Source organism: Pseudomonas sp. GLN_2, from assembly GCF_043106005.1.
Classification (GTDB): domain Bacteria; phylum Pseudomonadota; class Gammaproteobacteria; order Pseudomonadales; family Pseudomonadaceae; genus Aquipseudomonas; species Aquipseudomonas alloputida.
In genome coordinates this window covers 24743-42879 of the sequence record NZ_JBICMC010000042.1, presented here as the reverse complement: position 1 = coordinate 42879, position 18137 = coordinate 24743, and the positions used below count along the sequence as shown (strand labels likewise).

General features: G+C 61.4%; 15 protein-coding genes and 1 pseudogene. 12 read left to right on the top strand and 4 right to left on the bottom strand.

The annotated features are described in order from the left end of the window. Positions 1-67 precede the first annotated feature (67 nt). Positions 68-760, bottom strand: a complete 693-nt coding sequence (locus ACF8Q6_RS11760; protein WP_014589381.1) for a hypothetical protein — start codon at positions 758-760, stop codon at positions 68-70. Between the two features lie 138 nt (positions 761-898). Continuing rightward, positions 899-1315: a lysozyme inhibitor LprI family protein gene (locus ACF8Q6_RS11755; protein ID WP_392492681.1), complete on the bottom strand. Its 417-nt coding sequence runs from the start codon at positions 1313-1315 to the stop codon at positions 899-901. A gap of 285 nt (positions 1316-1600) precedes the next feature. On the opposite strand from ACF8Q6_RS11755, the gene ACF8Q6_RS11750 reads away from it, so the two are divergent. From ACF8Q6_RS11750 to ACF8Q6_RS11720, 7 genes are all read left to right on the top strand, one after another. Next, positions 1601-2578: a dipeptidase gene (locus ACF8Q6_RS11750; RefSeq protein WP_003255700.1), complete on the top strand. Its 978-nt coding sequence runs from the start codon at positions 1601-1603 to the stop codon at positions 2576-2578. 76 nt (positions 2579-2654) lie between these two features. Continuing rightward, positions 2655-3185, top strand: coding sequence for a DUF5943 domain-containing protein (locus ACF8Q6_RS11745; protein WP_003255698.1), 531 nt, complete (start codon positions 2655-2657; stop codon positions 3183-3185). A 15-nt stretch (positions 3186-3200) separates the two neighbouring features. Next, positions 3201-5261 (top strand): dimethylglycine demethylation protein DgcA, encoded by a 2061-nt coding sequence (gene dgcA / locus ACF8Q6_RS11740; protein ID WP_003255697.1) that lies wholly within the window; start codon positions 3201-3203, stop codon positions 5259-5261. Between the two features lie 178 nt (positions 5262-5439). Next, on the top strand, positions 5440-7392 hold the full coding sequence (dgcB, locus tag ACF8Q6_RS11735) for a dimethylglycine demethylation protein DgcB (RefSeq protein ID WP_198747617.1): 1953 nt from the start codon (positions 5440-5442) through the stop codon (positions 7390-7392). Further along, on the top strand, positions 7392-8624 hold the full coding sequence (locus tag ACF8Q6_RS11730; protein WP_392490121.1) for an electron transfer flavoprotein subunit alpha/FixB family protein: 1233 nt from the start codon (positions 7392-7394) through the stop codon (positions 8622-8624). Before dgcB ends, ACF8Q6_RS11730 begins: the two co-directional genes overlap by 1 nt. A gap of 10 nt (positions 8625-8634) precedes the next feature. Continuing rightward, positions 8635-9405, top strand: a complete 771-nt coding sequence (locus ACF8Q6_RS11725) for an electron transfer flavoprotein subunit beta (protein ID WP_392490122.1) — start codon at positions 8635-8637, stop codon at positions 9403-9405. A 588-nt stretch (positions 9406-9993) separates the two neighbouring features. Further along, a complete protein-coding gene (locus tag ACF8Q6_RS11720) occupies positions 9994-10725 on the top strand; it encodes an RHS repeat-associated core domain-containing protein (protein WP_143494264.1) in 732 nt (243 codons plus the stop codon). A gap of 64 nt (positions 10726-10789) precedes the next feature. Here ACF8Q6_RS11720 and gbcA read toward each other — a convergent pair whose 3' ends face one another. Continuing rightward, positions 10790-12082 (bottom strand): glycine-betaine demethylase subunit GbcA, encoded by a 1293-nt coding sequence (gene gbcA / locus ACF8Q6_RS11715; protein WP_392490123.1) that lies wholly within the window; start codon positions 12080-12082, stop codon positions 10790-10792. A gap of 295 nt (positions 12083-12377) precedes the next feature. Here gbcA and gbcB point away from each other — a divergent pair, with 295 nt between their 5' ends. After that, complete coding sequence (gbcB, locus tag ACF8Q6_RS11710; protein WP_392490124.1) at positions 12378-13478, top strand: glycine-betaine demethylase subunit GbcB; 1101 nt, start codon at positions 12378-12380, stop codon at positions 13476-13478. 108 nt (positions 13479-13586) lie between these two features. On the opposite strand, the gene ACF8Q6_RS11705 is transcribed toward gbcB, so the two are convergent. After that, positions 13587-15212 carry a methyl-accepting chemotaxis protein gene (locus tag ACF8Q6_RS11705; RefSeq protein ID WP_392490125.1) on the bottom strand — a complete coding sequence of 542 codons (1626 nt, stop codon included), beginning with the start codon at positions 15210-15212 and terminating at the stop codon, positions 13587-13589. Positions 15213-15478: 266 nt separating this feature from the next. Here ACF8Q6_RS11705 and ACF8Q6_RS11700 point away from each other — a divergent pair, with 266 nt between their 5' ends. The 4 genes and pseudogenes from ACF8Q6_RS11700 (at position 15479) to ACF8Q6_RS11685 (ending at position 18127) form a co-directional block, all read left to right on the top strand. Continuing rightward, positions 15479-15709 (top strand): hypothetical protein, encoded by a 231-nt coding sequence (locus tag ACF8Q6_RS11700; protein ID WP_003255686.1) that lies wholly within the window; start codon positions 15479-15481, stop codon positions 15707-15709. Then, the gene (locus ACF8Q6_RS11695) at positions 15706-16008 is read left to right on the top strand and encodes a cell division protein ZapA (RefSeq protein WP_003255684.1); all 303 of its coding nucleotides are present in this window, start codon (positions 15706-15708) and stop codon (positions 16006-16008) included. The genes ACF8Q6_RS11700 and ACF8Q6_RS11695 overlap by 4 nt, the downstream gene beginning before the upstream one ends. 40 nt (positions 16009-16048) lie before the next feature. Then, positions 16049-17263 (top strand): annotated as a pseudogene (locus tag ACF8Q6_RS11690) (cache domain-containing protein); the annotation flags it as partial. 126 nt (positions 17264-17389) lie between these two features. Beyond that, complete coding sequence (locus ACF8Q6_RS11685) at positions 17390-18127, top strand: methyl-accepting chemotaxis protein (protein ID WP_370588310.1); 738 nt, start codon at positions 17390-17392, stop codon at positions 18125-18127. Positions 18128-18137 lie beyond the last annotated feature (10 nt).

Below are 18137 nucleotides of genomic sequence, written 5' to 3'. Positions count from 1 at the left end.
TTGCTCCTTGATGGATGCAGATGACCAGAACCGGGTACCAGCGCGCTCTGGTACCCGGCCTCGCTAATCAGATAGCGAGAAACGCGCCGAGGTCGCCTTTGATCTTCTCATTCACAAGGTCACGTGCAGCGTCGAAGTGACGAACGCTGAACGTGCCTTGTTGCGAAGCGCGATAGACACGGGTAGAGGTTTTGTCGACCTTGCGGGTCAGGGCGCCTTCACGCTCCACTTTCGAGTCGTAGCTGGCCTGGAAGCTGGTCATGTGCATCGCGGGCAGGCCTTGTGGCGTCATTTCGCACTGGGCGACCACGAAGTTGCTCGATTTGCCGGATTCGCTGTGGCTGTGCTTTTCCAGGTGCGCCTTGACTTCCGGTTTCTGCACGACAATCTGCAGAACACGCCTGGCGCAGGCGGCGCGACGAGGGTCCGCGGAGACGCTGATGGTGACGGACTTGGTAATCAGCTCTGCCAGGGTCAGGTTGTCCTCATCAATGGCATCTTCGGCATGCGCTGCGCCCGTCATGGTCCAGCCAAACTTGATCAGGCCATCGTTGTAGAAGTTGTACCACTCGCGCTGCTGGGTCTCCTTGTCGAACTTCTTGTTGGCCAGTTCGGTCATCAAGCGCATGCCGGCCAGGATGTCTTCTGCAATGTTGGCAGGGACATTGTCAGCGAAGATGCAGATGGTCTGGCCGGTAGCGGCTACGCGCTCTTGACCCTCTTTGCGGATTTTTTCCATTTCAACTTTGATGTCAGCCACTTTGTAATTCCTTGATCGTTGTGAGTTCCAAGACACACATGGTGAGCACGTGGTCTGGGGGCACTATCGAGCAATTACGCAGGGGGCATCAGCGGCATGTTGTTCCTCTGGAGTTGATCCTTCACTCGCACGTGCTGATCAATCTTCGGGTGCCGGCTCGTCACTGTTTTGCGAGCCCAGGCTGCGCAAATACTCGGCTCGCTCATCGCTGCGCTGTGCAATGCAGCTGTTCCAGGCGATCTGGTAGGCCCTGCTGCCGGGTTGTTCGGCATGGGTTTCGACCTTGCAGTCTGCATCGCGCAGTTGGCTCCAGACTTTCTCGGCTGCCTCTATTCGCGACATCAGGCCAGCCTCGTCGCCAAACTGATCACGCATGCGCGCGACCAGGTCGTCATAGGCCGACTGCAGCTCACGCTCGGCGACCTGCTTGTTGAATGCTGCACAGGCGAAGGTTTGCTGGTCGGTTTCCACATTGTCGCAAGGTGTGCTTTCTTCCTCACTGGCCTGGGCCCCGCTCACGATGGCCAGCAGCACCAGCCATGCCATTGATTTCATCCGTTTTCTCCTCAACAGGCTGTCGAATCGCAGGGATTCTCGCTCAGCCAGAGGTCAGGTGGTAGCTCCCTGACCAAATGTTCATGTACCGGCCGCAAATGTCGTTATCGAGACTGTCTCTCATCCCCGGAACACGCGCCAGACGCGCTCTTGTCGCGCATTGACGCTTTCGGCAAACCCCCTGTCGTTTTTGCACCGGGGCGCCTCGGGGCACAGGCATATGCTGGCCTCAAAGCGCCGGCAGAAGGTTTGGCGCGACCCAACTCTATAAAAGGGGACAGCCTGATGAGCCCAGCCGAATTACACGCCGACAGCATCGTCATCGATGGCCTGATCATCGCCAAATGGAACCGCGAGCTGTTCGAAGACATGCGCAAAGGCGGTCTCACTGCAGCCAACTGCACGGTGTCGGTCTGGGAAGGGTTCAAGGCTACCGTCGACAACATCGCGTCCAGCCAGAAGCTGATCCGCGACAACAGCGACCTGGTGATGCCGGTGCGCACCACCGCCGACATCCGCAAGGCCAAGGAACTGGGCAAGACCGGCATCCTCTTCGGCTTCCAGAACGCCCATGCGTTCGAGGACCAGATCGCTTATGTGGACGTGTTCAAGCAGCTGGGCGTGGGCATCGTGCAGATGTGCTACAACACCCAGAACCTGGTGGGCACCGGCTGCTACGAGCGTGACGGCGGGCTGTCCGGCTTCGGTCGCGAGATCGTTGCCGAGATGAACCGTGTCGGCATCATGTGCGACCTGTCCCACGTCGGCTCCAAGACTTCCGAAGAAGTCATCCTCGAATCGAAAAAGCCGGTGTGCTACTCGCACTGCCTGCCCTCGGGCCTGAAAGAGCACCCGCGCAACAAGTCGGACGAAGAGCTGAAGTTCATCGCCGATCACGGCGGTTTCGTTGGCGTCACCATGTTCGCGCCGTTCCTGGCCAAAGGCATTGACTCGACCATCGATGACTACGCCGAAGCCATCGAGTACACCATGAACATCGTCGGTGAAGACGCCATCGGTATCGGTACTGACTTCACCCAGGGGCACGGCCAGGACTTCTTCGAATACCTGACCCATGACAAGGGCTACGCCCGCCGTCTGACCAACTTCGGCAAGATCATCAACCCATTGGGCATTCGCACTGTCGGCGAATTCCCCAACCTCACCGAGACCTTGCTCAAACGCGGCCACTCCGAGCGTGTGGTGCGCAAGATCATGGGCGAGAACTGGGTAAACGTCCTCAAGGATGTCTGGGGCGAGTAAGCCGCTCTCCAAGCCTGATAGCCCCTGCCAGCAACGCCGGGGCACCCACAAAAAATTTTTATGGAGTTGAGTTTCCATGGCCAAAATCGCCCCGCAATTGCCAATCGAAGTCGACAGCGAGACCGGTGTCTGGACCAGCGACGCCTTGCCGATGCTGTATGTGCCTCGTCATTTCTTCGTCAATAACCATATGGGCATCGAGGAAGTGCTGGGCGCCGACGCCTATGCCGAAATCCTCTACAAGGCTGGCTACAAGTCCGCCTGGCACTGGTGTGAAAAAGAGGCCGAGTGCCATGGCCTGGAAGGCGTAGCGGTGTTCGAGCACTACATGAAGCGCCTGAGCCAGCGTGGCTGGGGCCTGTTCGAGATCCAGGATATCGATCTGGATAAAGGTACCTGCAGCGTCAAGCTCAAGCACTCTGCGTTCGTGTACGTCTATGGCAAGTGCGGCCGCAAGGTCGACTACATGTTCACCGGCTGGTTCGCTGGCGCGATGGACCAGATTCTCGCTGCCCGCGGCAGCAAGATCCGCACCGTGGCCGAACAGGTCTATGGCGGGTCGGAAGAAGGCCACGAAGATGGCCTGTTCGTTACAAAGCCGTTGTAAGCCGGAGATAGCGTCATGGCATTCGAAGCAATGTTCCAGCCGATTCAGATCGGCAAACTGACCATCCGCAACCGTGTGCTCAGCACCGCGCACGCCGAGGTCTACGCCACTGACGGCGGCATGACGACCGACCGCTATGTGAAGTACTACGAAGAGAAGGCCAAGGGTGGCATCGGCCTGGCCATCTGTGGCGGCTCGTCGGTGGTTGCCATCGACAGCCCGCAGGAATGGTGGGCCTCGGTCAACCTGTCGACCGACCGCATCATCCCGCACTTCCAGAACCTCGCCGACGCCATGCACAAGCATGGCGCCAAGATCATGATCCAGATTACCCACATGGGCCGTCGCTCGCGTTGGGACGGCTTCAACTGGCCGACACTGATGTCGCCATCGGGCATTCGCGAACCTGTGCACCGCGCCACCTGCAAAACCATCGAGGTCGAAGAGATCTGGCGGGTAATCGGCAACTACGCGCAGGCTGCGCGTCGCGCCAAAGAGGGCGGCCTGGACGGCGTGGAATTGTCGGCGGTGCACCAGCACATGATCGACCAGTTCTGGAGCCCACGGGTCAACAAACGTACCGACGAATGGGGCGGTACCTTTGAAGGCCGCATGAAATTCGGCCTGGAAGTACTGAAAGCTGTGCGCGCCGAAGTGGGTGACGATTTCTGCGTGGGCATGCGTATCTGTGGTGACGAGTTCCACCCTGATGGCCTCAGCCACGAGGACATGAAGCAGATCGCTGCCTACTACGACGCCACCGGCATGCTCGACTTCATCGGCGTGGTCGGCTCGGGTTGCGATACCCACAACACCCTGGCCAACGTCATCCCCAACATGAGCTACCCGCCGGAGCCGTTCCTGCACCTGGCAGCCGGTATCAAGGAAGTGGTCAAGGTCCCGGTGCTGCACGCGCAGAACATCAAAGACCCGAACCAGGCCACGCGCATCCTTGAAGGCGGCTACGTGGACATGGTTGGCATGACCCGTGCGCATATGGCCGACCCGCACCTGATCGCCAAGATCAAGATGGGCCAGATCGACCAGATCAAGCAGTGCGTCGGTGCCAACTACTGCATCGACCGCCAGTACCAGGGCCTGGATGTGCTGTGCATCCAGAACGCCGCGACCTCCCGTGAATACATGGGTGTGCCGCACATCATCGAGAAGACCACCGGCGTCAAGCGCAAGGTGGTGGTGGTTGGTGCCGGCCCTGCCGGCATGGAGGCGGCCCGCGTGGCTGCTGAACGCGGCCACGACGTGACCCTGTTCGAGAAGAGGGACCAGATCGGCGGGCAGATCACCATCGCCGCCAAGGCACCGCAGCGTGACCAGATTGCCGGTATCACCCGCTGGTACCAGCTTGAACTGGCTCGCCTGAAAGTCGACTTGCGCCTGGGCACTGCCGCTGATGTGGCTGCCATCCAGGACCTGCGCCCGGACGTCATCGTGCTGGCGGTAGGTGGGCACTCGTTCCTGGAGCAGAATGAGCACTGGGGCGCCGCTGAAGGGCTGGTGGTCAGCAGCTGGGATGTGCTCGATGGCAAGGTAGCGCCGGGCAAGAACGTGCTGGTGTACGACACCATCTGCGAATTCACCGGTATGTCGGTAGCCGACTTCATCGCTGACAAAGGCAGCCAGGTCGAGATCGTCACCGACGATATCAAGCCAGGCGTGGCCATGGGGGGGACCACCTTCCCCACCTACTACCGCAGCATGTACCCCAAAGAAGTGATCATGACCGGCGACATGATGCTGGAAAAGGTCTACCGCGAAGGCGACAAGCTGGTGGCGGTACTGGAGAACGAATACACCGGCGCCAAGGAAGAGCGTGTGGTCGATCAGGTAGTGGTCGAGAACGGCGTGCGGCCTGACGAAGAGCTGTACTACGCGCTCAAGGAAGGTTCGCGCAACAAGGGCCAGATCGACGTGGAGGCGCTGTTCGCCATCAAGCCACAGCCGATCCTGAGCCAGCCGGGCGAAGGCTACCTGCTGTACCGCATCGGCGACTGCGTGGCCCAGCGCAACGTGCATGCGGCGATCTACGACGCCTTGCGCCTGTGCAAGGACTTCTGATCGTTAACAGTCGCCGCCATCGGGCGCGATCCCTGTAGGAGCGGGTTTACCCGCGAATGCGTCAGCACTGACAACACTGTTGCCTGACCGAACGCATTCGCGGGTAAACCCGCTCCTACATGGGGCCAGTCTCGCCCTCTGGTCGGCGCAAGAATCCAGCTGTTTGTGGGAGTCTCCCATGTTGAACACCCTTCTACCCATCCTGCTGTTCGCTGCCCTTGGCCTGGCAGTGCTCGGTGCCTTGCGCCGGGTGCGCATGTGGCGCCGTGGCCGGCCGTCCAAGGTCAACCTGATCGGCGGCCTGCTGGCCATGCCGCGCCGCTACCTGGTGGACCTGCACCACGTGGTTGAGCGCGACAAATACATGTCCAAGACCCACGTGGCCACTGCGGGCGGCTTTGTGCTGTCTGCTGTGCTGGCCATTCTGGTGCATGGTTTTGGCCTGCAGAGCAAGATCCTCGGCTATGCACTGCTGATCGCCACGGTGATCATGTTCACCGGTGCCATCTTTGTCTTCAAACGCCGCCTGAACCCGCCCTCTCGCCTGTCCAAGGGCCCGTGGATGCGCCTGCCGAAAAGTTTGCTGGCGTTCGCCGTGAGCTTCTTCATTGCCACCCTGCCGGTCGCCGGAATCCTGCCGGCCAACACCGGTGGTTGGGTGATGGTCGCCGTTCTGGGCCTGGGCGTGCTGTGGGGTGTGTCGGAGCTGTTCTTTGGCATGACCTGGGGCGGCCCGATGAAGCACGCCTTCGCCGGTGCCTTGCACCTGGCCTGGCACCGCCGTGCCGAACGCTTCGGCGGCGGCCGCTCCACCGGCCTCAAGCCGCTGGACCTGGAAGACCCGAACGCTCCCCTTGGCGTGGAAAAGCCGGTGGACTTCACCTGGAACCAGCTGCTGGGCTTCGATGCCTGCGTGCAGTGCGGTAAATGTGAAGCCATGTGCCCGGCCTTTGCCGCTGGCCAGCCGCTGAACCCGAAAAAACTCATCCAGGACATGGTCATCGGCCTTGCCGGTGGCACTGACGCCCAATTCGCCGGTAGCCCGTACCCTGGCAAACCGATCGGCGAACACGGCGGCAATCCACACCAGCCGATCGTCAATGGCCTGGTCGACGCCGAAACGCTGTGGTCCTGCACCACCTGCCGTGCCTGCGTCGAGGAGTGCCCGATGATGATCGAGCACGTCGATGCCATCGTCGACATGCGCCGCCACCTCACCCTGGAAAAGGGCGCTACCCCAAACAAGGGCGCCGAGGTGCTGGACAACCTGATCGCCACCGACAACCCCGGCGGCTTCGCCCCCGGCGGGCGCATGAACTGGGCTGCCGACCTTAACCTGCGGCTGCTGTCCGAAGTGAAAGCGACCGAAGTGTTGTTCTGGGTCGGTGATGGTGCCTTCGACATGCGTAACCAGCGCACTTTGCGTTCGTTTGTCAAAGTATTGAAAGCCTCGGGTGTGGACTTCGCCGTACTCGGCCTGGAAGAGCGCGACAGCGGCGACGTGGCGCGTCGCCTGGGCGATGAGGCGACCTTCCAGCAACTGGCCAAGCGCAACATCCAGACCTTGGCGAAATACAAGTTCCAGCGCATCGTCACCTGCGATCCGCACAGCTTCCATGTGCTGAAGAACGAATACGGCGCCTTGGGTGGTGACTACCAGGTGCAGCACCACAGCACCTACATTGCCGAACTGATCGCGGCCAAGAAGCTCAACCTCGGCCAGCACAAGGGCGGCAGCGTCACCTACCACGATCCGTGCTACCTGGGCCGCTACAACGGCGAGTACGAAGCGCCGCGCGAAGTGCTCAAGGCGCTGGGAATCGAGGTGCGCGAGATGCAGCGCTCGGGCTTCCGTTCCCGTTGCTGCGGCGGTGGTGGCGGTGCGCCGATCACTGACATCCCTGGCAAGCAGCGTATTCCCGATATGCGCATGGACGACATTCGTGAGACCGAGGCCGAGCTGGTAGCCGTGGGTTGCCCGCAGTGCACCGCCATGCTTGAAGGCGTGGTCGAGCCGCGCCCACAGATCAAGGACTTGGCCGAACTGGTGGCCGACGTGCTGATCGAGGAGGACGCATCCACTGTCCCAAAGCCGCAAACGGCTAAACGTGAACCTGCGGAGGTGCACTGATGAGCGACATTATCCGCCGCGACCCACGCGCCGAGTGGATCGCCCGTAACCGCCTGCACCCGCTGCATGCCGCGATGCAGACGCAACAGAGCAGCTGGATGGGGCCTAACGGCATCATCCGCAAGAACCCACATGCGATTGCCGCGGGCTTTGTCGGCCCGGCCGGCATCAAGCGTATCGACCGCAGCGGCGCCCAGCAGGGCACCGGCGCGGGCGGGCGGCGCACGGCAGCAGTCGAGGTCAAGTTGCCACTGCACCAGGTGGCGGCGCCGGCGTTCTACATTGCCGTTGTGCCGGACATGGTTGGCGGCCGCCTGAGCAGCCACGACCGCGACCTGCTTGGCCTGGCCCACAGCCTGGCCGGCAGCGACGGGGCGGTGCTGGCCGTGGTGTTCAACGAGCACAAGGAAAGCAACTTTTCCACAGCCGGTGTCGACCGCCTGCTGGTTATCGAAGGCGAGGCCTTTGAAGGTTATGCACCGGAGCAACTGGTGCAGGGCCTGCGGGCTGTGGATAACCAGTTCGCACCGCGCCACTGGCTGCTGCCCGACAGTCGCACCGGTGGCGGTGAACTGGGTCGGCGCTTGGGCGCCGCGCTGGGCGAGCGCCCGGCAACGCGGGTATGGCAGGTCAAGGACGGCCAGTGCATCGGCCGCGCGGGCGCCGGCCAGCAAGACCTGCAACGCGCCGTGCCGCGCCTGATCCTGGCGGCTGCCGAGTGCGCCGAGCCGGTCAGCGAAACCCGTCACGAAGCGCTGCCGGTGGAGTTGTCCACAAGCGTGGTGCGCAGTCTGCCGCGCATCGAAGACCTTGGCTCGGTGGCCGTCGACCCGGCCACCATTGCCATGGCCGAAGCGGAGTTCATCGTTTCGGGCGGCAACGGTGTCAAGGACTGGGACCTGTACCACAAGGCCACCGCAGCCCTCGGCGCTACCGAAGGTGCCTCGCGGGTGGCGGTGGACGACGGCTTCATGCCGCGTAACCGCCAGGTGGGGGCTACCGGCACCTGGGTTACCGCGCGTGTCTACGTGGCTGTGGGTATCTCGGGCGCGATCCAGCACCTGCAGGGTATCGGTGCCTGCGACAAGGTGGTGGCGATCAATATGGATCCAGGCTGCGACATGATCAAACGGGCTGACCTGTCGGTGATTGGCGACAGCTCGGCGATTCTCAAGGCGCTGATCGAGGCTGTGGACAACTACCGCAGCGGCGGCCAGCGCGACGCGGCATAAGGGCACGAGCATGAGTACGAAAGTGATCAGCCTGGTTTCCATTGGTGCCCACCCCAGCTCTGGCCGCGCCCGCCGCGCCGAGCAGGATGCCCGTGCCGTGGAGTTGGGTTTGCTGCTGGCTGGGGATAACTTGCAGGTAGTGCATGCGGGCGATCCACAGGAAGAGGCCTTGCGCGCTTACCTGGGCATGGGCCTGGACCACCTCGACGTGCTGGAGCAACCGGCCGGGGCCGATGTGCTGGGCGTGCTGGGCGATTATCTGCGCGACGCCGGGGCCCAACTGGTGCTGACCGGCAGCCAGGCCGAGACTGGCGAGGGATCGGGCATGTTGCCGTTCCTGCTGGCCGAAAAGCTCGGCTGGCCGCTGATTGTCGGGTTGGCTGAGGTGGAGTCGATCGACAACGGCACCGCGCAGGTGTTGCAGGCTTTGCCGCGTGGTCAGCGGCGTCGCTTGAAGGTGCGTCTGCCATTGCTGGCGACTGTGGATAACGCGGCGCCGAAGCCGCGCCAGAGCGCTTTTGGGCCTGCGCGCCGGGGGGTATTGGCGGCGCGTAACGTGGCCATTGTCGAAGATGAACTGTTGGCCGAAGCCGAGCTGCAACCGGCCCGTCCACGGCCCAAGCGTTTGAAGGTAATCAAGGCAAAGAGTGGCGCCGACCGCATGAAGGCGGCAACCGCCAAGGCCAGCGGCGGTGGTGGCAAGGTGCTGAAGGACGTTTCGCCGCAGGAAGGCGCTGAGGCCATCCTCAAGCTGCTGGTGGAAGAGGGTGTCCTGCGCTGAGCGGGGTCTCTTTATGGGAGCGTCCCGGCAAGGCCGCTCCCTCATTCAATACTCAGCATTGACCGAGCGCTTTTGCCCACCAAATCTGTTCGCCAAGGTGTGGATAAAGTGTTTGTGCATGTCTACAGGCCTTTTGTGACGGGCTCTCCAAGGTTTTGATCAAAAAACGATCATGCACCTTCCAGTCTTCGTCTGCGCGTATGTCAGCATTTTGCTGATTTTGCCCACAATCGCTGTTAGCCGGTCTGTGGATAATCTGTTCGGTTACCGCTGCAGGCTGCGTAGTTGAAGGTGTGGAGAGGTTTGTTCGAAAAATGATCAATTTCGCTCAGATCCTACCCGATTCTTGATAATCAGGGCCGTGAGCCGTTTATCCACAACCGGATTGCAAAAAATTGCCTGGTTGCTCACAAAGTCTGTTGGTGTCTCTGTGGACAAGTTGTATGAACTCCGCTGTAGCCCATTGATAATGCGGGCTCGGTCAATATGATCAAATAATGATCAGTATGCGGCCTGGCATTTTTGCCAGTACGCAAGCACACGATCGCTCTTTACCCTGTCCACATCGTGCAAGTAGTGTGGATAACCATGACGACATGCCTGCTTGACATCGACCAGCAGCAATCGGTTTTGGGGGCGGGATATCACGAGCCGCGCGCCTACTCGCCGTACGGTGGCATGCGTCTAGTCCCGGTATCAGGGCTGGCCTTCTGTGGCCAGCACCTGGATCCGTTGACAGGTAGTTATCCATTGGGCAATGGCCATCGCTTCTACTGCCCGAGCCTCAGGCGCTTCATAAGCCCTGACGTGCTAAGCCCGTTCGGAAAGGGGGGGCTCAATGCTTACGCCTACTGCCAAGGTGACCCTGTCAACTTTGCTGACCCTAGTGGTCGTTTCCCCGCAATCATCGCGCCAGTCAGAAACCTTGTCACGGGAGTGATCAACCTAGGCATCAGTGCCGTGAAAATGTACCGGAACTACCGTACAGGGCGAGACTTCGCCCTCAATAGTGGTTACCCGGCGAGCCGCTCAGGGGTTTTCACCTACGGCACGTCTGAGCATGCGGTCGCACGATGGTCTGTAACGGATAAGGTGGTGTCGGCCGCTGGAGGCATCAGCGCTTCATTGAGTATTGGTACGGCTACCGCGCGGTTGATTACACCGGAATCCGAGGTGTTGGCCTGGGTTGATTTTGGGGTGGCATCATTCGCCACAGTTTTGTCAGCTTATGAGCTTTACGGATTGGCAACGTCGTCTGCCGAGCGGCGCTATCCCATACAGCCGGTGGCTTATGAGATACGTACGGGAGTACAGCCTTGAGATGCAGTGATGTGAAAGCGCCATGCTTCGGTCTGCTGCCGAAGCATGGCGGGTGCATCAGGTACTACTGCGCCTGCACTTCCTTCAGGTATGGCGCCGGCTCTGCCCCCAGGTTGTTCAGCACGCGCTGGCTGTACCAGTCAATGAAGTTCACCACACCAAACTCGTAAGTCTTCGAGTAAGGGCCAGGCTGATACGCCGTGGAGTTGATCCCACGCTGGTTCTCTTCCGCCAGACGGCGGTCCTGGTCGTTGGTGGCGTCCCACACCTTGCGCATGTTCTCGGGGTGGTAGTCCACACCTTCGACGGCATCTTTGTGCACCAGCCACTTGGTGGTGACCATGGTCTCCTGGGCGCTGATCGGCCACACGGTGAACACGATCATGTGGTCGCCCATGCAGTGGTTCCACGAGTGCGGCAGGTGCAGGATGCGCATCGAGCCAAGGTCCGGGTTCTTGATGCGACCCATCAGCTTCTGGCAGGCCTGCTTGCCGTCCATGGTCATCGACACGGTGCCCTTGAGTAGCGGCATGCGTACGATGCGGTTACGCAGGCCGTGGCTCTTGTGCAGGTAAGGGATCTTCTCGGCTTCCCAGGCTGCAGCGGAGGCGGCCACGTGGTCCTTGAATTCCTGGCTGGCGCGCGGGTCGTTGGTGTCGTCCCACTCCAGCAGGGTTTGCAGCAGTTCCGGGTGCGAACCGTTGCAGTGGTAGCACTCGCGGTTGTTTTCCAGCACCAGCTTCCAGTTGGCCTTTTCCATCAAGGTGGTTTGCACCGCCACCTTGGTGTTCTCCATGTCGTACGGTTCCATGTAATGGTCCAGCGTGGCCAGGAACTCGTCGATGGCAGGCGGGTTTTCCGCCAGGCTGATGAAGATGTAGCCGCCGGCGACCTTCACGTTCACGGGCTTGAGGCCGTACTGGTTCATATCGAAGTCAGCACCCATCTCGGTGCCGGCGAACAGCAGGCGGCCGTCCAGCTCGTAAGTCCACTGGTGATATGGGCACACCAGTTTGGCCACCTTGCCTTTCTCGCTGACGCACAGGCGCGAACCGCGGTGGCGGCAGACGTTGTGGAAGGCATGCACCTTGCCTTCGGCACCGCGCACCACAATGATCGGGTTCTTGCCGATCTGCAGGGTGATGTAGTTGCCCTTGGCCGGGATCTCGCAGGTCATGCCGGCGATCAGCCATTCTTTATGGAAGATCTCCTGCATGTCGATCTGGAACAGACGCTCGTCGGTGTAGAAAGGCTGGGGCAGCGAGTAGGTGCGCTCGCGGGTCTGCAGCATCTCGGCGGTAGCCTTGCGTGCAGGTTCAAGTGGATCGCCCAGGCTCAGGGTTGCGGTGACGTCCATCGTGTATTCCTCGGGGCCGTATGCGGCCGGCAAAAGGTGGCTAATCGTTGTTGTGGTGCCGCAAGGCTGCTTCAGATAAAACAGCTAGTTCTTTTGCCGTGGAGTGTGCGTCCGAAGACGCCGCGAACCGTATCCATGGGCGACATGGCCGATTTGAATAACGACGCGCCAGCCCTTGTGCCACGGGGCTGGTCGCGATAAGCACGTCGATGTCGCAGGCAGGAATGTGCGTCGTCTTCAGCTTGCGCATTATCGCAGCCATGAAAAGGGCCATAGTCGGCCGCTGGAGATGAACATGTCCGATACCTTCCTCAATCCGGTCACTACCCAGACCTGGGCCAACGGCCGCCACATCGTGCGCTGCGTCAAGGTCATCCAGGAGACCTGGGACGTGCGCACCTTCTGCTTCATGGCCGACCAGCCGATCATGTTCTTCTTCAAGCCGGGGCAGTTCGTCACCCTGGAGCTGGAGATCGAAGGCAAGCCCGTGATGCGGTCCTACACCATCTCCAGTTCGCCGTCAGTGCCCTACAGCTTCTCGATCACCGTCAAGCGCGTGCCGGGCGGCCTGGTCTCCAACTTCCTCCACGACACCATGCACGAAGGCCTCGAGCTGCCGGTGCATGGCCCTGTGGGCCTGTTCAACGCCATCGACTTCCCTGCTGGCAAGGTGCTGTACCTGTCGGGCGGTGTCGGTATTACCCCAGTGATGTCGATGGCGCGCTGGTTCTACGACACCAATGCCAACGTCGACATGGTGTTCGTCCACAGCGCCCGTTCGCCGAAAGACATCATCTACCACCGCGAGCTGGAACAGATGGCTTCGCGCATCCCCAACTTCAGCCTGCACATCATTTGCGAAAAGCATGGCCTGGGCGAGCCGTGGGCGGGTTACCGCGGTTACCTGAACCAGCGGCTGATGGAACTGATTGCGCCGGACTACATGGAGCGCGTTGTGTTCTGCTGCGGCCCGACGCCGTACATGACGGCGGTCAAGCGCATGCTTGAAGCGGTCGGCTTCGACATGGCGAATTACCACGAGGAGTCGTTCGGCGCGACGCCGGCGGAAGCCAAGGCCGATGCCGTGGAGCACGCCGAGCAGGCGGCCGATGCACCGGAGCTGGACGTTTCCGACCTCAATCTGGTGGAGTTCATCGGCAGCGAGAAGAGCATCCGCATCGCCCCGGGCGAGACCGTGCATGCGGCGGCAGCCAAGGTTGGCCTGATGATCCCGAAAGCCTGCGGCATGGGTATCTGCGGCACCTGCAAGGTGCTCAAGCTGGGCGGCGAGGTGGAGATGGAACACAACGGCGGCATCACCGAAGAGGACGAAGCCGAGGGTTACATCCTGTCGTGCTGCAGCGTGCCGAAAGGGGATGTGCGGATCGATTACTGATCCAGTGGCCAGTCTGGATTCTTCGCGGGCACGCCCGCTCCCACAGGGTCATCGCTATCTTCAGGACTGCGGTGAACCTTGTGGGAGCGGGCGTGCCCGCGAATGCTTCTAGGTGCGGAATCGGGCTACCAGGCCATTGAGGTCTACCGCCAGGCGCGACAGCTCGGCACTCGCCGCGCTGGTCTGATGCGCCCCGGTAGCACTCTGCGCCGACAGGTCATTGATGTTGACCAGGTTACGGTCCACCTCTCGCGCCACTTGCGCCTGCTCTTCCGCTGCGCTGGCGATCACCAGGTTGCGCTCGTTGATCTGCGCCACCGCGCCGGCGATGGTGTCCAGTGCCATGCCTGCGCCCCGGGCGATGTTCAGTGTCGACTCCGCACGTTCGGTGCTGGTGCGCATCGATTCTACCGCCTCTTCCGTACCGCCCTGGATGCTGCCGATCATGCGCTCGATTTCGCTGGTCGACTGTTGTGTACGATGGGCAAGTGCCCGCACTTCATCGGCGACCACGGCAAAACCACGGCCCGCTTCACCGGCCCGCGCGGCTTCGATGGCTGCGTTGAGCGCCAGCAGGTTGGTCTGGTCGGCCAGGCCACGGATCACGTCCAACACCTTGCCAATGTCGCGCGACTGTTCGGCCAGGTGAGTAATCAGCTTGGCGGTAGCCTGCACATCACCGCTCATGCGCTCGATCGCACCCACGGTTTCCATCACCAGGTCACGACCGTCGCCGGTGGAGCGGCTGGCTTCACTGGACGCTTCTGATGTGCTTACGGCATTGCGCGCCACTTCTTCCACTGCGCTGGTCATTTCGGTGACAGCAGTGGCGGCCTGTTCAATCTCATTGTTCTGCTGCTGCAGGCCACGGGCACTTTCGTCGGTGACGGCATTCAACTCTTCTGCCGCCGAGGCCAGCTGGGTGGCGGAGCCGGCGATCTGCTGCAAGGTGTCGCGCAGCTTGTCCTGCATGCGCGCCATGGCGCGCAACAGCCGGGCGGCTTCGTCGGTGCCCTCTGCGCGGATGACGTGGGTCAGGTCGCCGTCGGCGACTTGCTCGGCGCATTTGAGTGCTTCTTCGATCGGCTTGACGATACTGCGGGTCAGCAGGAAAGCACAGGCGAAGGTCAGTACGGTGGCGGCAACCAGCAGGCCGATCACCAGGGCGAAAGCGCCGGCATACTGGTTGGCGGCTTTTTCGTTGGTGGCGCGAGTCTGGTCAGTGTTGATGCGTACCAAGGTGTCCATGACCTTGTTGATCTGCTCCGAGTTGGCCAACAGGTCGCGGTTGAGCAGGTCACGCAATTCATCCAGGCGATCGGCCTGGCTCAGTGTGCGCATGCGCGATTCCAGCTGGCGGTACTGGTTGAGCAACTGACCGTACTGGTCGAATGCTGCCTGTTCGTCGGCGGCAACGATCATTGGCAGGTAGGCCTGGCGTGCGCGGTCGATCTGGCTGTTGCGCTGGTCCAGCAGATCGAGGGTGTCGCGTTGGGTTGCCGGCTCGCGGTTGAGCAGCAGGCGGTAGGAAAGCGTGCGCATGCGCAGGTTCAGCGCGGTGAGTTCGTCGAGGATCTTGATGCTGGGCACGCTGACTTGCTCGATGGCAACGCCCGCCTGGCGGATGTTGCCCATTTGTACCAGGGAGAAGATACCAAGGCCGAGCATCAGCAGGCCGATGAGCGCGAAGCCGAGAAGCGCGCGCGGGGCGATATTCATGTTGCGTAGGGACATGGAGAGCAGGATCCAGGCAAGTGGGGAAAGAGCGACAAAACATGACTTGCCGGGCTATCGGTCGTGACTGGCCAGTCTTGAATGGGACCGGGGAAAATTGTGCAACCGCGAACCTTTTCCTGACCGGCGGTTGATCCAGGTCGGAACAAGGGGTCGATTACCCTGTCAATCTGCGGGTCAGACACCTTATGAATCCGATATTTAATGGCGATGGGCCGCACTTTTCTTTATCGTGTGCGCCCCTCGCAACAACCTGAGATAGACCCATGCTGGAAGCTTCCCTGAATCAAATCGAGCAACTGGTCAGCGACCTGATGCAGAAAAACGCTCAACTCATCGAGCAGAACACCGCCCTTGGCCAGGAACTGGCCCAGGCCAAGGAAGAGAACGAAACCCTGCAGCTGTCGCTGATGGAACAGGAAGAGAAGAACGGCGCTACCGCAGCACGCATCCAGGCTCTGGTCGAGCGCGCCAGCGCGGGCGTTGTGGGCGCATGAGACTGCAAGAGCAGCCGATCAATGTCGTGTCGATTCTCGGCATCGACTATTCGATCAAGGCGCCCGAAGGCCAGGAAGAAACCCTGGCCCAGGCGGTACGGATGCTCAACAAAGCCCTTAACGAGACCAAGCGTCAGTACCCGACCTTGATCGGTGACAAACTGCTGGTACTGGCTGCCCTTAACCTGTGCTCCAAACAGGTCGAACTGCAGAAAGAGCATCAGCAGACCCTTGCGCGAACTCAAGCGCAGATCGACGCCACGGTGGATGCCATCGTGCGGACCATTGCAGAGCAATAAGACCGCACACCTTCCCCTGTAGGAGCGGGTTCACCCGCGAATGCGTCAGTGCCTTCAACACCGCATTCGCGGGGAAACCCGCTCCTACAGGGTGCATCTGATTGCTTCAGATCACTGGATTAACTGGATACGCAAGTGTATACACTTTCCGCAAAACAATAATGTGCGGGGGAGTAGGGGCATGCGTATCTGGCGTAAGAGCATCCAGTTGCAATTGATCACCAGCATGGGCGCTGCCTTGCTGGCGAGCATCCTGGTGGTGGTCATTATCTTTACCGTGGCGCTCAACCGCCTCACCGACCGCTACCTGGTCGACACTGCCCTGCCAGCCAGCATCGAAGCCATCCGCAACGACATCGAGCGCATGCTGGGCCAACCGTTGGTCGCTGCCGCGGACATTGCCGGTAACACTCTGCTGCGCGACTGGCTGGCTGCCGGTGAAGATCCCGCGCAGGCGCCCCAGTTCATCGAATACCTGACGGCCGCCAAACAGCGCAACCACGCCTTTACTACGCTGTTCGCCTCGACTGAAACCGGCCACTACTACAACGAGAACGGCCTGGACCGCACCCTCAGCCGCAGCAACCCCAAGGACAAGTGGTTTTACGGTTACATCGACAGCGGCGCCGAGCGTTTCATCAACATCGACATCGATGGTGCCACCGGCGAACTGGCTCTGTTCATCGACTATCGCGTGGAAAAGGAAGGCAAGCTGGTGGGTGTGGCCGGCATGGGCTTGCGCATGACCGAGTTATCGAAGCTGATCCACGACTTCAGCTTTGGCGAGCACGGCAAGGTGTTCCTGGTGCGCAACGATGGCCTGATCCAGGTGCATCCCGATGCTGCCTTCAGTGGCAAGCGCCAGCTTGCTGAACAGCTTGGCGCGGACGCAGCCAAAGGCGTCATGACCGCAGGCGAGAGCCTGCGTAGCATCCGCTTCAGCCGTGACGGTGAGCGCTACCTGGCGCTGGGCCTGCCGCTGCGCGACCTCAACTGGACCCTTGTGGCCGAAGTGCCAGAGTCGGAAATTTACGCGCAGATGCATCAGGCCGTCTGGCTGACCAGCCTGATCGGTGGCGCCGTCGCGTTGGTGTCGCTGCTGTTGGTGGTACTGCTGGCGCGTGGCCTGGTGCGGCCGATCCGCCGCGTTACCGCCGCATTGGTTCAGATTGGCGGGGGAGCGGGTGATCTCAGCCATCGGCTGGACGATTCGCGTCAGGATGAGCTGGGTGACCTGGCCCGTGGTTTCAACCGTTTCCTGGACAGCCAGCGCAGCCTGATCGGCGAGGTGTTGAGTACCTCCGAGCGGCTGCGGCGGGCCGTGGAGCAGGTAACCCAGGTGGTGGACAATACCGCCGAGCGCTCCGGGCGCCAGCAGGAGATGACCGAAATGGTCGCCACTGCTGTACACGAGATGGGCCTGACCGTGCAGGACATCGCCCGCAATGCCGGCGATGCGGCCCAGGCGTCGCAGTCGGCACGAGACGAGGCGTTGCAGGCCCGCGAGGTGGTGCAACGATCCATTCGTGGCATCGAGGGCATGTCGGGCGACATCGGCAAAGCGGCCGATGCGGTTAGCCAGCTGGCCGACGAAGTCGCCTCGGTCGATGAAGTGCTCGCGGTAATCCGCAGCATTTCCGAGCAGACCAACCTGCTCGCGTTGAACGCTGCCATCGAGGCTGCGCGGGCAGGGGAGATGGGGCGCGGGTTCGCTGTGGTGGCCGATGAAGTACGTACGTTGGCCCGGCGCACACAGCTGTCCACCGACGAAGTGCAGCAGATGATCCAGCGCCTGAAGCTAGGTGCAGGTTCGGCGGTGAGTTCAATGCAGGCAGGGCAGCAGGCCACCGGCAGTGGCGTGGAATCGAGCCAGCGCACCGGGGCATCGCTGAGCGCGATTACCGACCAGGTAGAGCACATCAGTGACATGAACCACCAGGTGGCCACGGCTACCGAGGAGCAGTCGGCGGTGACCGAGGAAATCAACCGGACGGTGCAGGGGATTTCCGATTTGGCGCGTGAGACGGCGGCGGAGGTGCAGGGGTGTCGGGAAGAATGCCAGGCATTGCGTGGTCTGGCCGATGACCTGGCGCGCCAGATGGGTGGGTTCAGGCTTTAGATTGCCGGGG

Bases quoted from the DNA above. Each gene is read 5' to 3' on its own strand.
- ACF8Q6_RS11755 (WP_392492681.1), bottom strand. From the start codon at position 1,315: ATGAAATCAATGGCATGGCTGGTGCTGCTGGCCATCGTGAGCGGGGCC.
- ACF8Q6_RS11750 (WP_003255700.1), top strand. From the start codon at position 1,601: ATGAGCCCAGCCGAATTACACGCCGACAGCATCGTCATCGATGGCCTG.
- ACF8Q6_RS11745 (WP_003255698.1), top strand. From the start codon at position 2,655: ATGGCCAAAATCGCCCCGCAATTGCCAATCGAAGTCGACAGCGAGACC.
- dgcA (WP_003255697.1), top strand. From the start codon at position 3,201: ATGGCATTCGAAGCAATGTTCCAGCCGATTCAGATCGGCAAACTGACC.
- dgcB (WP_198747617.1), top strand. From the start codon at position 5,440: ATGTTGAACACCCTTCTACCCATCCTGCTGTTCGCTGCCCTTGGCCTG.
- ACF8Q6_RS11730 (WP_392490121.1), top strand. From the start codon at position 7,392: ATGAGCGACATTATCCGCCGCGACCCACGCGCCGAGTGGATCGCCCGT.
- ACF8Q6_RS11725 (WP_392490122.1), top strand. From the start codon at position 8,635: ATGAGTACGAAAGTGATCAGCCTGGTTTCCATTGGTGCCCACCCCAGC.
- ACF8Q6_RS11720 (WP_143494264.1), top strand. From the start codon at position 9,994: ATGACGACATGCCTGCTTGACATCGACCAGCAGCAATCGGTTTTGGGG.
- gbcA (WP_392490123.1), bottom strand. From the start codon at position 12,082: ATGGACGTCACCGCAACCCTGAGCCTGGGCGATCCACTTGAACCTGCA.
- gbcB (WP_392490124.1), top strand. From the start codon at position 12,378: ATGTCCGATACCTTCCTCAATCCGGTCACTACCCAGACCTGGGCCAAC.
- ACF8Q6_RS11705 (WP_392490125.1), bottom strand. From the start codon at position 15,212: ATGTCCCTACGCAACATGAATATCGCCCCGCGCGCGCTTCTCGGCTTC.
- ACF8Q6_RS11700 (WP_003255686.1), top strand. From the start codon at position 15,479: ATGCTGGAAGCTTCCCTGAATCAAATCGAGCAACTGGTCAGCGACCTG.
- ACF8Q6_RS11695 (WP_003255684.1), top strand. From the start codon at position 15,706: ATGAGACTGCAAGAGCAGCCGATCAATGTCGTGTCGATTCTCGGCATC.
- ACF8Q6_RS11685 (WP_370588310.1), top strand. From the start codon at position 17,390: ATGACCGAAATGGTCGCCACTGCTGTACACGAGATGGGCCTGACCGTG.